The sequence below is a fragment of the Devosia sp. genome (assembly GCF_014860165.1).
Classification (GTDB): Bacteria; Pseudomonadota; Alphaproteobacteria; order Rhizobiales; family Devosiaceae; genus Devosia.
The window spans coordinates 48,242-62,532 of record NZ_JACZKG010000054.1; the positions used below are offsets into that span (position 1 = coordinate 48,242).

The 14,291-nt window shown below is 63.4% G+C and carries 13 protein-coding genes; 9 read left to right on the plus strand and 4 right to left on the minus strand.

Translation table 11 applies throughout. The annotated features are described in order from the left end of the window. Nucleotides 1–16: 16 nt before the first annotated feature. From IH615_RS13540 to IH615_RS13570, 7 genes are all read left to right on the plus strand, one after another. A complete protein-coding gene (locus IH615_RS13540) occupies nucleotides 17–1,462 on the plus strand; it encodes an NAD-dependent succinate-semialdehyde dehydrogenase (RefSeq protein WP_291362404.1) in 1,446 nt (481 codons plus the stop codon). 102 nt (nucleotides 1,463–1,564) lie between these two features. After that, nucleotides 1,565–2,230, plus strand: a complete 666-nt coding sequence (locus tag IH615_RS13545) for a GntR family transcriptional regulator (protein ID WP_291362405.1) — start codon at nucleotides 1,565–1,567, stop codon at nucleotides 2,228–2,230. Nucleotides 2,231–2,605: 375 nt separating this feature from the next. Further along, entirely contained in the window at nucleotides 2,606–3,616 is a 1,011-nt protein-coding gene (dctP, locus tag IH615_RS13550; protein WP_291362406.1) for a TRAP transporter substrate-binding protein DctP, read from the plus strand. Between the two features lie 66 nt (nucleotides 3,617–3,682). Next, a complete protein-coding gene (locus IH615_RS13555; protein ID WP_291362407.1) occupies nucleotides 3,683–4,198 on the plus strand; it encodes a TRAP transporter small permease in 516 nt (171 codons plus the stop codon). After that, nucleotides 4,195–5,511, plus strand: a complete 1,317-nt coding sequence (locus tag IH615_RS13560; RefSeq protein WP_291362408.1) for a TRAP transporter large permease — start codon at nucleotides 4,195–4,197, stop codon at nucleotides 5,509–5,511. The genes IH615_RS13555 and IH615_RS13560 overlap by 4 nt, the downstream gene beginning before the upstream one ends. Before the next feature lie 40 nt (nucleotides 5,512–5,551). Next, nucleotides 5,552–6,493: an NAD(P)-dependent oxidoreductase gene (locus IH615_RS13565; RefSeq protein WP_291362409.1), complete on the plus strand. Its 942-nt coding sequence runs from the start codon at nucleotides 5,552–5,554 to the stop codon at nucleotides 6,491–6,493. Beyond that, the gene (locus IH615_RS13570) at nucleotides 6,483–7,199 is read left to right on the plus strand and encodes an SDR family oxidoreductase (protein WP_291362410.1); all 717 of its coding nucleotides are present in this window, start codon (nucleotides 6,483–6,485) and stop codon (nucleotides 7,197–7,199) included. The genes IH615_RS13565 and IH615_RS13570 overlap by 11 nt, the downstream gene beginning before the upstream one ends. A gap of 116 nt (nucleotides 7,200–7,315) precedes the next feature. Here IH615_RS13570 and IH615_RS13575 read toward each other — a convergent pair whose 3' ends face one another. From IH615_RS13575 to IH615_RS13590, 4 genes are read right to left on the minus strand one after another with little or no spacing between them, the layout of a single operon-like run. Beyond that, nucleotides 7,316–8,452: an iron-containing alcohol dehydrogenase gene (locus IH615_RS13575; RefSeq protein WP_291362411.1), complete on the minus strand. Its 1,137-nt coding sequence runs from the start codon at nucleotides 8,450–8,452 to the stop codon at nucleotides 7,316–7,318. Then, complete coding sequence (locus tag IH615_RS13580; protein ID WP_291362412.1) at nucleotides 8,445–9,374, minus strand: dihydrodipicolinate synthase family protein; 930 nt, start codon at nucleotides 9,372–9,374, stop codon at nucleotides 8,445–8,447. Before IH615_RS13580 ends, IH615_RS13575 begins: the two co-directional genes overlap by 8 nt. Next, on the minus strand, nucleotides 9,371–10,321 hold the full coding sequence (gene pdxA, locus IH615_RS13585) for a 4-hydroxythreonine-4-phosphate dehydrogenase PdxA (protein ID WP_291362413.1): 951 nt from the start codon (nucleotides 10,319–10,321) through the stop codon (nucleotides 9,371–9,373). The genes IH615_RS13580 and pdxA overlap by 4 nt, the downstream gene beginning before the upstream one ends. Further along, a complete protein-coding gene (locus tag IH615_RS13590) occupies nucleotides 10,318–11,490 on the minus strand; it encodes an exo-alpha-sialidase (protein ID WP_291362414.1) in 1,173 nt (390 codons plus the stop codon). The genes pdxA and IH615_RS13590 overlap by 4 nt, the downstream gene beginning before the upstream one ends. 351 nt (nucleotides 11,491–11,841) lie before the next feature. Here IH615_RS13590 and IH615_RS13595 point away from each other — a divergent pair, with 351 nt between their 5' ends. Both IH615_RS13595 and IH615_RS13600 read left to right on the plus strand, forming a co-directional pair. Further along, a complete protein-coding gene (locus IH615_RS13595; protein ID WP_291362463.1) occupies nucleotides 11,842–13,299 on the plus strand; it encodes an ABC transporter substrate-binding protein in 1,458 nt (485 codons plus the stop codon). A 75-nt stretch (nucleotides 13,300–13,374) separates the two neighbouring features. Then, nucleotides 13,375–14,289: an ABC transporter permease gene (locus tag IH615_RS13600; protein WP_291362415.1), complete on the plus strand. Its 915-nt coding sequence runs from the start codon at nucleotides 13,375–13,377 to the stop codon at nucleotides 14,287–14,289. The last annotated feature ends 2 nt before the right edge of the window (nucleotides 14,290–14,291 follow it).

Here is a 14,291-nt window from a genome sequence, read left to right on the forward strand (position 1 = left end):
TACTACTGGAGCCAAGATGACCAGCCTAGACCTTGTCCATACCGACGCCTTCATCAATGGCAGCTGGCGTGGTGCCGATCGCCGGTTTGCGGTGACCAACCCGGCTAACGGCTCATTGATCGCTGAAGTAGCCGACCTTGAAATCGAAGCAGTGCGGGAAGCGATTTTCGCGGCCCGTGATGCATTGCCCGGATGGCGCGCTCGTACGGGCAAGGATCGCTCGCTCATCCTGCGGCGCTGGTTTGAGCTGATCATGCAGAACCAGGAGGCCCTGGCCCGCCTGCTGAGCGCCGAGCAGGGTAAGCCGCTGGCGGAAAGCCGCGGGGAAATTGCCTATGGCGCTGCCTTTATCGAGTGGTTCGCCGAGGAAGCGAAGCGGGTCTATGGGGACCTCATTCCCGCACCCGCCGCAGACCGGCGAATCGCGGTGCTGCGCCAGCCGGTCGGCGTGGTTGGCGCTATCACGCCCTGGAACTTCCCCACCGCGATGATCACCCGCAAGGCCGGTCCAGCGCTGGCAGTGGGCTGCACAATGGTGCTCAAGCCTGCCTCGGCGACACCCCTGAGTGCCCTGGCGCTGGCCGCCCTTGCGCACGAGGCGGGAATTCCACCCGGTGTTTTCAACGTGGTGACCTCGACCCGCAGTTCGGCGGTGGGCACGGAACTCGCGACCAATCCCGCCATCGCCAAGATCACCTTCACCGGATCGACGCCTGTGGGAAAGATCCTGCTTAAGCAGGCTGCCGACACGGTCAAACGCGCCTCCATGGAACTGGGTGGCAACGCCCCTTTCATCGTCTTTGACGACGCGGACCTCGATCAGGCGGTCAAGGGCGCCATTGCCTCGAAATACCGCAACAGCGGCCAAACCTGCGTCTGTGCCAACAGGCTGCTGGTGCAGTCGGGTGTTTATGAGGCCTTTGCGGAAAAGTTGGCGGTGGCGGTTCGGGCGCTCCGCGTCGGCCCGGCGCTGGGCGGCCCGAGTGAGCAGGGGCCGCTGATCGATACCAAGGCGGTCCTCAAGGTCGAGGAACACATTGCCGACGCCCTGGCCAATGGCGCTCGCATCGTGACCGGCGGGCATCGGCATGCACTTGGCGGCAATTTCTTCGAGCCCACGATCCTCGCCGATGTCACGCCCGCCATGCTGATCGCGCGGGAGGAGACCTTTGGGCCGGTGGCGCCACTGTTCCGCTTCGAGACCGAAGCCGAGGCCATCGCCCTCGCCAATGACACCGAGGTCGGGCTGGCCGGATACTTCTACGCGCGCGATATCGGCCGCGTCTGGCGCGTTGCCGAAGCGCTGGAGGTCGGCATGGTGGGGATCAACGAGGGCCTGATCTCCACCGAAGTCGCTCCCTTTGGCGGCATCAAGGAATCGGGCCAGGGTCGCGAGGGTTCGCGCTACGGCATGGATGACTATCTCGAGACCAAGTATCTGTGCTTCGGCGGCATTGACTGACACCGCACCCTGCCGCTGTATTGACGCCCGTTGCCATACAAGAATATCGTATTGCAAGCGACGCTTCGGACATGAATCGGTGCGGCAGGAAAGGTCTGAGCAATGAACGAACAGCTCTCGATGCGGGTGGAATCGCTTCCCAACCTTCGCGAACAGGTCGTCGAGAGGCTGCGCCTCGCCATTGCCACCGGGCGTTTCAAGCCAGGCGCCCGCCTTGTCGAACGCGAACTGTGCGAGATGATGGGGGTGTCGCGGACCTCTTTGCGTGAAGCGCTGCGAGAATTGCAGGCCGATGGACTGATCACAGCGCAGCCAAACCGGGGCCTCAGCGTTTCGGTGATCAGCCGCAAGGAAGCCGAGGGCATCTATCAGGTCCGCACTGTGTTGGAGGGACTTGCCGCTCGCTTGTTTGCCCGCAATGCGACCGACCGCGAGTTGAAGGCCCTGCGCCGCAGCATCGACAGGCTTGAGGCCGTCTATGCCGACTTCACGGCGGAGTCCTTCATCGCTGCCAAATCCGAATTCTATGACATCCTGCTCAACGGGGCGGGCAACGAGACGGCCTCGGCGATGCTGCTGCGTATCCACACGCGCGTCTCGCAATTGCGTGTCGTCTCGCTCTCCAGCGCCGAACGGGCGGAGCGGTCAATCGCCGAGCTTAGAGAATTCCTCAGCGCGCTCGAGGCACGGGATGAAGACAGGGCCTGGAGCCTGTGTATCCAGCATGTCGAGAATGCGGCCAAGGCCGCCCTGGCAGCGCTAAACTGACGATACGCTTGTTGGCCACGCGCATCGCGGCATCCTAGAACCCCACGCTATGCCGTGGCTGTACTCTGCCGGTGCGACGCCTCGTGCCACTGGTCGCTGATGGTCGACCTGAGTCTGTGTCTCCGCCCAATCTCTGGCCGTACACAACCCCGGTCTACCTGCCTTCCTGGCTTTTGGCGCGGCATTTACGGCTTTGGCAAAAACCCCAGCAAACCTCTAGGCACCAACAAGGCTCTTGATCGTCACATCGTAAGTCTGTATGACAAACATACGACGCATGGATGCCCGCCGCGAGGCGGGCGGGGTCAAGTGGCGGCACAGCCACAGACCCAGTCCGATGCGCCGCTGGCTGAACCGGTCCCTAGGGAGGAACCCATGAAAATCTGGAAATCGTTGATGGCGATTGCCGCTGTCGCTCTGGCCTCGCCTGCAGTCGCCCAGGACTATCCTGAGATGACCTTGCGCTATTCGTCGAACATCCCCGAAGTCGTCAACACATCCAAGATTGACCTGTTCTTCTCAGCTGAGATCGAGAAACGCAGTGGCGGCAAGATCAAGATCCAGCATTTCTGGGCCAACACGATGGGCGGCGAAGCCGAGATCGTGGACCTGACCGGCAGCGGTGCCGTCGATCTGGCGCTGATCGTCACCGGCAATCAGGTCTCCCGCCTGCCCTTCGCCGCCGTGACCAATTCGCTGCCGCGCACCTTTGCCGATGGCCCCAAGCTGGTGACGCTGACCCGGGACCTGTTCGAGAACAACGCGACGATCCAGGCGGAATTCGCAGCGGCCAACCTGCATCCGATCCTATACCGTTACCTGCCCGACTACCGGGTCTATTGCTCGTCGCCGATGCGGACCGTGGCCGATTTCCAGAACAAGAAGATCCGCAGCTATGGCGCCTATGTGCCTGTCATGTTCGAGGCGCTGGGGGCCGTGCCGGTCAATATTCCGCCCACCGACATGATCCAGGCCATGAGCACCGGCGCGCTGGACTGCACCTACATGTTCAATTCCTCGGCGCTGCAGTTCAAGGTTGATCAGGTTGCCAAATATGCGACCGATATCAGCTTCGGGGTTATCAACGCCCACACGCTGTTCGTCTCGGCGGACAAATGGAATGCCTGGCCCGAGTCGGTGCGCACCCTGTTCAACGAGGTGGCCCGCGACGCAGAGGCCTACGGCAATGCCCTGATCGCCGAAGATGAAGCCAAGGCCCTCGACGCCATCGTTGCCGCCGGCATGGAAGTCGTGCCCTTCGAGGAGCAGGACGCGCTGACGGCGGCCATCCCCGATATGCTTGAGGTGTGGGTGGCCAAGATGGGCGAGAGCGGCAAGGACGCTGAGGCCCAGGAGATTGCCGAATACATCAAGGCAAACCGCTAGTTGCGGCGGGGTGAGCCGGGGCCGTTGCCCCGGCTCACCCAGTGCATTGATCTCCGGGAGGGTGTGGTGATCTTACTGAAACTGGCGGACCGGACCGTGCGTCAACTGACGCAGTGGGCCTTCCTGGCCGGGGCGGTCCTGCTCCTGGTGCTGGCGCTGATCGGCTTTGTCGACGTCGTCATGACCAACACCATTCTGGTCCCGGTCCGCGGATTGGTGGAGATTTCCGGCTCGCTTCTCGCCGTGGTGGTATTCCTAGGGCTCGCCCAGGCGCAGGCACAGGGCGCCAATATCACCATCGATATCTTCACCCAGATGATGCCGCCGCTGCTGCGTCGGGTCAGCGATGTCGTCACCCTGGCGATCTGTACCGCCTTCATGGCGGCCCTCACCTGGTATACTGCCGCGCTCGCCTTGGCCGCATGGCACTACAATGAGACCGCCCTTGGTGCCTTCGCCTTCCCCATGGCCCCCGGCAAGACGCTGGCCCTCTTGGGAGCGGCCATCGCCACGCTCGAGTTTGCACGACAACTGGTCTGGCGCGCCTTCACCTCAACACCCCACGGCGGCCCACAGTCATGACCGACCCCCTTCTCATTGGCGCTATGGCTATCGTCGCCATGCTCGCGCTGGCCAGTATTGGGGTGCCGGTGGGCATCGCCATGGCTGTCGTAGCCTTGATTGGCCTGTGGACGATCGGCGGGCCGGCCTTTGCCATCGGCACGCTCACCAACCTGCCATTCGCCACCGCATCCGACTACGGCTTCGTCGTCATACCGATGTTCGTGCTCATGGGAACACTGGCTTCGGGATCCGGCATTACCCAGGAGCTCTTTGCCTTCAGCAATCGCGTTCTGGGCTCGACGCGGGGTGCCCTGCTGCAGGCCACGGTGCTGGCCTCTGCCGGTTTCGCGGCGATCTCCGGATCGACCGTGGTCAACGCAGTCCTGTTCACGCGCATTGCTTTGCCTGAAATGATGCGTTTGGGCTACGACAAGGCCCTCGCGGCCGGGTGCATTGCCGCCGCAGGCACAATAGCTGCGCTCATTCCGCCCTCGATCAGCTTTGTCATCTATGGCCTGATGACCGGGGAATCGGTGGCGGAACTGCTGATCGCCGGCATTGTGCCGGGCGTCATCACGGCGGCAGCTTATATGATCGGCATTTCGGTCATGCTGCGGATGAATCCCAAGCTGGCTCCGCCGCCACAACCGCGCGCCAGCGCCAGAGAAATCCTCGAAAGCGCCCGCGGATTGTGGGCGACCATCCTGCTCGCCGCTTTGGTCATCGGCGGCATCTATCTTGGCTTCACCACCCCCTCGGGTGCTGGGGCGTTCGGCGCGGTGGGCGCCCTGCTGATCGCGCTGTTTCGCCGGAAGCTGACTCGTGCCACTCTGGGCGAGTCTCTGAGCAGCAGCGCATCGACGACGGCCGCCCTGTTTATCGTGATCATCGGCGGCCTGCTGCTGACGCGCTTCCTGCTGGTATCGGGAACCGTCACCGCAACCACCGACCTGCTGGTCGGCCTCGATTTGTCGCCGATACTGTTCCTGGTCGTCCTGGTGCTGATCTATCTGGTGCTCGGCATGTTCGTCGATCCGCTCTCCATGCAGGTCATGACACTGCCCTTCGCTTATCCCATAATGCTGGCCCTGGGCTTCGATGGCATCTGGTTCGGCGTCATCGTCGTCAAACTGGTGGAGATTGCCGTCCTCACCCCTCCAGTCGGCATGAACCTGTTTGCCGTCGTCGGCGCGTCGGAGGGCAAGGTGTCCCTGGCTGATACCTATCGCGGCATCCTGCCCTTCGTGCTGATAGAATTGATCCTCCTGGTCCTCTTCGTCGCCTTCCCGCAATTGGTGACCTGGCTGCCCGACCAGATGTTCTCGCACTAATTCGCCGCCTAGTACTCATCACCGTCCCGGAGCCTGCCGTATGACCATGCAACCATCGACCGAAAAGCAGCGCATCGGATTTATCGGTCTGGGCGCCATGGGGACGCCGATGGTCGGCCGGTTGGCTGGCTGCGGATTCCGCCTGACTGTCTTCGACGCGGACGCGACGCGGGCGGCCGCAGTGGCTGGAGATGTGGGATGCACCGTTGCACCGACCGCCGCCGATGTCGCCCAGGGCGCCGACATGGTGATTACCATGTTGCCCAATAGTGCAATCGTCGCGGGCGTACTGGGTGGGCCTGACGGGGTTCTGGCCCGGTTGCGCAAGGGCGCGCTCGTGATCGAAATGTCGAGCGGCGTGCCCGAGCGAACCCGCGACCTTGCCGACAAGGCAGGTGAACGCGGCATCCTCCTGATCGATGCGCCCGTTTCCGGCGGCGTTGCCCGCGCCCGAACTGGCGACCTTGCGATCATGGTGGGGGGCGGCGACGAGGCCTTTGCGCTGGCCGAGCCGGCCCTGCGGTCTATGGGGAACGCCGTACAGCGCACCGGCGGTGTCGGCACAGCCCACGCGATGAAGGCGCTGAACAATCTGGTCAGCGCCGGCGGTTTCCTGATCGGCATTGAGGCGCTGTTGATCGGCAGCCGCTTCGGCCTCGACCCAGCCGTCATGGTGGATGTGCTCAACGCCTCGACAGGGATGAACAACTCGACCCAGAAGAAGTTCAAGCAATTCGTACTGTCCCGCCGCTTCGATGCCGGATTTGGTCTGGACCTGATGGTCAAGGATCTCGGCATCGCCCTGGGCGTGGCCCAGGATACCGGGACCGCCGCCCCGTTTGCGGCCATGTGCCAGCAGATGTGGGCCGGTGCCCGCGCTGCCCTTGGATCGGGGCAGGACCATACCGCCATGGCGCGCTTCAGTGAGTTGCTCGCGGGTAGTGAACTGATCGCTCAGGACAAGCCCACCGATGGGAGGTGACACGCTCGATGGCCAGCGGGTCGTCGTCTTCGGCGGTTCGTCCGGCATCGGGCTATCAACTGCCCGGCTCGCCCTGACGCAAGGCGCATTGGTCACGATCGCCTCGCGCATTCAGGGGCGCCTGGAGGCGGCAGGGGCGCAACTGGGCGACGTCGATATCGCTGTCGTAGACGTTACCGATCCGGGGGGCGTGGCTCGCTTCTTCGATGATCGCGCACCGTTCGACCATGTCGTCATTTCCGCGGCTGATCTTACAGTGGGACCGCTGCGGGTCCAGTCGTTGGCGGAAGCGCGTCGCTCCATGGAGTCCAAGTTCTGGGGGGCCGTTCACGTGGCACACGCCGCCAGGATCAAGCCAGGCGGCACCCTGACGCTTGTTTCGGGCATGTTGGGGCAGCGGCCGAGTGGTAATGCGACGATGTTGAGTGCGGTCAACGCCGCGTTGGATGCCCTGGCCCAAGCGCTGGCACTCGAATTGGCGCCCATTCGGGTGAACTGCGTTTCTCCCGGCAGGGTCGATACGCCATGGTGGAACCACCTGGACGAGACGTCTCGCAGGGAGCTGTTTGAACGGACGGCAGCGACCTTGCCAGTGGGTCGGATCGGCAAACCCGAAGCCATAGCCCAGCAGGTTGTTCAGTTCATGTTGAACGACTTCATCACCGGGAGCGTCGTTCAGGTGGATGGCGGCAACCACCTGGTCTAGTAGGCACGCGTGTCTTCCGCGCCCTGCCTATGGCTGCTTCCGTCGGCCCCCACCCAGCCCGACCGCCCCTCACCGACAGGGAGCGAGCCGCGATCCAGCCATGTAGGCCCGCCACTCTAGTAGGCATCTCTGTAAATTGACAGAATGTCGGATACCGACAGCGGGCGTGGGTTGTTGTCGATCAGCCGCTTTATGGCGAATGCGTCCTCCGCCCAGGCGGCCAAATCCCGCTCGCTCGCGCCATGGCTCGACAGGCTCATGTTGAGGCCCAGTCCTCGGCAATAAGCAAGACTTTCAGCAAGGACGCTATCGGTGGCAACCGCGCCCGAAAGGCCGAGCGATTGTGCCACCACGGCGGTTTTTCCAGGCCTTGCCGAGGCGTTGAAGGCAAGCATATGCGGGAATATGATGGCATTCGCCAGACCATGCGGCAGCTTGAGCCGGGTGCCCAGCGGATAGGCCAGGGCGTGACCGCCAGCAGTGTTGACGGGGCCGAGGCAGACGCCGCCATAATAGGAGGCGAGCATCATTCCGGCACGCGCCTCGGTGTCCCGTCCGTCTGCGACGGCCCGGGCCAGATAGCGGCCGACAAGCGAAATGCCGAGGCTGGCATAGCCGTCGACCAGCGGATGCGCCTTGATGTTGGTGAAGGATTCAACGCAGTGGGCGAGCGCGTCGATGCCGGTGGCCGCCGTGACCGCGGCGGGGACGGAATAGGTCAGTTCGGGGTCGAGCACGGCAATATCGGCGAGCATGAACGGGCTCTCGACCGCCAGCTTGGCCAGCGTTTCCGGATTGGTGACAAGCGACCGAATGCCCGCTTCGGACCCGGTGCCAGACGTCGTTGGCACCTGTGCCAGCGCCGAACGGCGGCCCCAGACCTTGCCGACTCCCACCACGTCGATCACGGACTGTTCGCTGTCCCACAACACCGCTACCAGCTTGGCGACGTCCATGACCGAACCGCCGCCCAGGCCGATCACCAGGTCCGGACGGAAGGCGCGGGCTGCGGCCAGAACGGCTTCGACAGCCGGCAAGTCGGGCTCGGGCGGAATATCGATGAAGGTCTCGACTGCACCCATCAGTCCGATGCGATCGACGAAACCGATCGTCGGCACCATGGCCACCACGAAGACGCGCTTGTAGGGCTCGGCCCAGGCAGCGAGACGGGTTATGGCGCCCGCGCCAATCTCGAGCCGTGCCGGCTGCAGCAGCGTGATGGGTTGCGCCATGGAAAGAACTGGCTCAGACATTTTCTTGCGCCTCAAGCTCGGCCATCTTCGCCCAGACGGTGTCGAGCTCTGCCGGAGACAATTCGACCAGCGGCGGTCGCACCCGCGTCCAGCCCAGGTGGTTGCGACGACGGGCCAACATGGCCTTGATGGTCGGCAACTGCACATAGGCGTTGGAGAGGTCGCGCCAGAGGTTGATGCGCTCCTGCGCCGCGTCGACCAATGCCCCATCCTCCGGCCGGTGCGCATGGTCGAACACGACACGCAGATGCTTGCCGATGAGGTTTGAGCTGGAGGTGATGCACCCTGCCCCGCCCGAATGCAGCAGCGGCAGCATGAAGGGATCGGCGCCAGCAAGCACGGAGAAATCTTGGAAAGTGCTGGCGAATTGCCGCATGCTTTCCAGCTTGCCGGAGCTGTCCTTGATGCCAACCACGATGCCGGGGAAGGCTTCGAGCAGCCGGCCGACCAGTTCGATCGAGAGCCCGACCTGGGCGATGGGCGGAATGTGGTAGAGCACGACCCGCAGGTCATCACGCCCCACACCCTCGATCGCTTCGGCATAGAACCGGAACAGGCCCTCGTCGCTGACACCCTTGTAGTAGAACGGCGGAAGAACCACGGCGGCCTTAACACCCGCCTCCACGGCGTGGCGCATCAGCGTGACTGTATCGGCCACGTTGGTCTGCGATGTGCCGGGCAGCAGACGCTGCGGGTCGATGCCTGATGCGATGACCTTGTCCAGCAAGGCCTTGCGCTGGGTGATGCTGAAGGAGTTCGCCTCGCCGGTTGTGCCGAGCAAGGCGATACCGTCGCAGCCCTCCTGCAACAGTGCGTGGCAATGGCTGGCGAAGGTGGCGTGGTCAGGTGTGCCATCCTCCAGCACCGGCGTGGCGGAGGCGCAGAGGACCCCGTGGATGGGAAGTTTGGTCGCCGGATTCATGACTTTGTCCCCGCCGCCAGGCGCCGTGCATAAGCGATGGCTTCGTTCAAATTGGTGTGGTTGGCCTTGCCTGACCCGGCAATGTCGAAGGCTGTGCCATGGTCGACCGAGGTCCGGTCGATCGGCAGGCCGATCGACACATTGACGGCCGTGTCGAAGGCCACGAGCTTGATCGGAATGTGCCCCTGGTCGTGGTATTGGGCGACGACGAGATCAAAGGCGCCGCTATAGGCGCGGTAGTAGAGCGTATCGGCCGAGATAGGGCCCTGTACGTCGATACCTTCCGCCCGGGCCATGGCGACCGCGGGAACGACCTGCACATCGTCTTCGGTGCCGAACAGGCCATTCTCCCCACAATGCGGGTTGATGCCGGCAACGGCGATGCGGGGCTTGGCATAGCCGACGCGCTTGAGGTGATCGTTACCGGCGCGAATGGTTGCGAGGATCCGCTCTGGTGTCGCCCGATCGATAGCGGTTTTCAGCGAGACATGGGTCGACACATGAATGACCTTGAGCCGCTCGGAAGCCAGAAGCATGAAGGCGGACTTCTGGCCGGTCAGGGCGGTCAGCATGCCCGTATGGCCATCATAATGATGGCCGGCCAGGTTAAGCGCTTCCTTGTTGATCGGGGCGGTGACAATGCAGCCGATCGTCCCGGCTTCGGCATCGCGGACGGCCCTTTCGATGAAGCGGAAGGCCGCGTCGCCAGCGCGCGGGTCGAGCTTGCCCCAGGGCAGCGGGCCGCCCTCGATGGGCAGATCGACGACGAGGCCATCAAGGTCGATGGAGGCGCCGGTGGCGGCAACCGCCAGGTCGAGCGTGGCGCGATTGCCGTAGATGCGGGTGCGCGCACGGTCGGCCGGGCTCATGTCCGCCAGAGCACGGACTGCGATCTCGGGCCCGACGCCCGCAGGGTCGCCCATGGTAATGCCGATAAGGTCGCTCAACTCTGTTCTCCGTCGATCCATCCCCTGGGGAGGCGGACATATTTGATGGCCCGCCGGAAGTAGGTGTAGGCGACGTGCAATGCGCCGTCCGGTCCTTCCAGCAGATAGGGATAGGACAGTTCCTTGTTGCGCCCGTCGATGGAATTGTTCGACAGGCAGGTGCCGGGGCTGTCGTCGACAATACGGCGCAGCGGCCAGGTCTTGCCGCCATCGGTGGAAACACACAGCGCCAGCGGCGCGCGCGGGACGCCCCAGATGGGCGCGCAGCCACCGCTGGCATCGGGCCGATCGTCGCCCTCCTCGATCTCGTCGTAGAGCGAAGCCCGCCGGTCGCTGGAGGTCGCGGCCGAGACCGGATTGCAGACCATGGCCAAACGTCCGTCGGCAAGCCGGACGACGTTGATCGAGGAATTGTTGTTGGGCACATCGGTCGGCTCGGGCATCGACCAGGTGAAGCCACCATCGTGGCTCTCCGAGCGATGCACGAAATCGGATTGGCGCCGGCGATAGAAGGCGACCATATGCGCGCCGTCCAGTGGCACGATGGTCATGTGAACCGAGCCGATCGAGCCCGGGACCTCGGTCATGGTCCAGGTGGCGCCATCGTCATGGCTGACAGCGACGCCGGCCGTGTCGTGGCTGCCGTTCCAGCGTTGGCCGGCGCGGGAGACGCAACGGAAGACCGGCATCATCCAGGCGCCATCGTTGCGGCGCACGAAGCGACCACGCACGAAGGTGCCCAGCGGCAGATCGATGATGCGCGGCGCCGAGCCGGTCAGCGTAGCGCCGATTATGGAAATATCACGCGCCCGCAGCAGGCACTCGTCCTGGTTGCCTGAAGGCTGCGCCGTATGGAACAGCTGCCAGCGCCCCTGCCCGTCGCGCGTCAGCACCGGATTTTGCTCGGAACGCTCAGGGTCGTCGCTGAGCTGCACCGACGGCGACCAGCGGTCGGCGCCTGGCGCCAGCGTGGTGCCATAGATCGAGATATCGGACTTGCCCTCAAGCGTGCCGCCGAACCAGAGGCAGGCCAGCGTGCCGTCATCCAGCAGTTCGATGAAGGCGGCATGATTCTGCACCATGGGCGACGGCAGGAAAGCTTCAAGGCGCCCTCCACCCACAGCGGCCAGCTGGCCTGTCATGCGCGTTTCGATCTCATCCGGAGTCATCTCTTCCCCTCTTCTGGTGGCGCCAAACTTTACAGTGATGGCCATGTTGTCAAGTTATTATTTGGCCAGATGGCCCGCATGGTACCGCGAGTTGCCGGGTAAATTTTCTTTTATATCAATGAATTACCTACAATTCTCCTGTTGCATGTCAACACTCAACTCAAATCAGTTTGACAACTTGAGGTTGTAACACGATAGTGCGACCCAAGCTTGGGCCCCAATGTGAGACCCGCTTGGAGGAATTTGCGTGGGCGCTCTGCAGCGTCGTTCACGCGCCGCAAAAGCTGCAAAGGGAGGACGACCTTGACCATCAAACACATTCTGGTCGGCGCGCTTGTGGCGTCGACGACCATGGTACCGGCCATGGCGCAGGACAATACCGACATTACCGTGGTGCTGAGCGAAGAACTCGACCTGGTCGAACCCTGCATGGCGACGCGATCGAATATCGGTCGCGTCATCCTGCAGAATATCAGTGAAACGCTGACAGAGCTCGACGTGCGCGGCGACAAGGGCCTGATGCCCCGCCTGGCCGACAGCTGGGAAGACAAGGGCGACGGCACCTGGCAGTTCAAGCTGCATCCGGGCGTCACCTTCTCGGATGGCACCGCGCTCGACGCCGCCGACGTCAAGCACTCGTTCGATCGCGTCTTCAGCGACCAGATGACCTGCGAAAGCGCCCGCTACTTCGCTGATACCGCGCTGACCTTTACCGTCGTCGACGACCTGACGGTGGACGTAAAGGCCGAGCCGGCCCAGCCGATCCTGCCGCTGCTGATGAGCCTCGTTACCATCGTGCCATCGGAAACGCCGATGGAATTCGTGCGCCAGCCAGTCGGCACCGGCCCCTATGAAATGACCGAGTGGACCGCCGGCCAGCAGATCGTGCTGACCCGCCGCGACAGCTATTGGGGCGCCCAGCCCGAAGTGACCAAGGCAACCTACCTGTTCCGCTCCGAGCCTGCCGTCCGCGCCGGCATGGTTGCCGCCGGCGAAGCCGATATCGCGCCGCAGATCACGGCTGAAGTGGCCGACAACAAGGCGACCGATTTTAGCTACCTGAACTCGGAAACCGTCTATCTGCGTATCGACAATGCCGACGCTCCCACCAGCGACATCCGTGTCCGCAAGGCGCTCAACGCTGCCATCGAGCGCGAGGCCTTTATCGGCACCGTGCTGCCCGATGGTACCGAACTGGCCGTCGCCATGACGCCGCCGACCACCCTGGGCTGGAACCCTGACCTGTCTCCCCCGGCCTACGATCCTGAACTGGCCAAGACGCTGCTGGCAGAAGCCAAGGCAGATGGCGTCGATGTCAGCCTGCCCATCGAAATCGTGGCCCGCACCGAGAACTTCCCCAATGTGACCGAGGTCTCCGAGGCCCTGGTGCAGATGTTCAACGAAGTCGGCTTCAACGCCACGCTGCGCATGGTCGAAGTCGCCGAACACGAGCAGTATTACTCCAAGCCCTACCCCGAGAGCGAAGGCACCCGCCTCGTCCTCGCGCAGCATGACAATAGCCGCGGCGACCCGGCCTTCTCGATGTTCTTCAAATATGCCAGCCAGGGCACCCAATCGGGCGTCAACGACCCGAAGGTCGACGACCTGATTGCCCGCGCCTCGGCGGCAACCGGCGAGGAACGTGCGGCCCTGTGGTCGGAGCTGTTCGCCTATGTCCATGACGAGATCGTCGCCGACGTCCTGCTGTTCCACATGGTTGGCCTCAGCCGCGTCAGCGAGCGTCTCGACTTCACGCCGACCATTGCGACCAACCAGCAGTTGCAGCTCGCCGAGATCGGCTTCAAGTAAGCTCGAATGCGGTCCACACTCCGATGCCGGGGACCATTCCCCGGCATCGCCATTCAAGGAAGCTGGTGAGAAGCCATGTTCAAGCTGATCGGACAACGGGCAATCGCCAGTCTGCTCTCGCTGCTGGGCCTGATGGTCCTGGTGTTCTTCCTCTCGCGTCTCACCGGTGATCCGGCAGTTTTGTTCCTGCCGATCGACGCGACCGAAGAGATGAAGGCCAATTTCCGCGCGCTGCATGGGCTGGATGCACCGCTGCTGGAACAGTTCGCGCGCTATGTCCTCGACCTGCTGCAGTTCGATTTCGGTGAATCGCTGCGCAAGGCCCGCCCGGCCATCGACGTGGTCATGGAGGCCTATGCCTGGACCCTGCCGCTGGCGCTGATCACCCTGTCGCTGGTCATCGTTGCCGCCATTGTCCTGGGATCGCTGGCCGCCTTCAATGTCGGCGGCTTTTTCGACCGGCTGGTCTCGATCGTTTCGCTGATCGGCGCATCGGCGCCCGACTTCTGGATCGCCATCGTGGCAATCGTCATCTTCGCGATCAACCTCGGCTGGCTGCCGACATCAGGCGTCGGCACGCCGCTGCACTGGGTGCTGCCGGTGGCGGTCCTGTTCATCCGCCCCTTCGGCCTCATCGTGCAGGTGGTGCGCGGCTCGATGCTGTCGGCGCTATCGGCGGCCTATGTGAAGACGGCCCGCGCCAAGGGCGTCAAGAACCTGCCCATCATCTTCGTCCACACGCTGCGCAATGCCATGCTGCCCGTCATCACGGTGATCGGCGACCAGGCCGCCGCCATGCTCAATGGCGCTGTCATCGTCGAGACGATCTTCGGCTTCCCCGGGATCGGCAAGCTGATGATCGACTCCATCCTGCAACGCGACTTCAACGTGGTGCTTGCCGCCATCATGGTCACCGCCATCGCCATCTTCATCATGAACATCCTGATCGATATCGCCTATGGCGTGCTCGATCCGCGGATCCGGAACTAGGG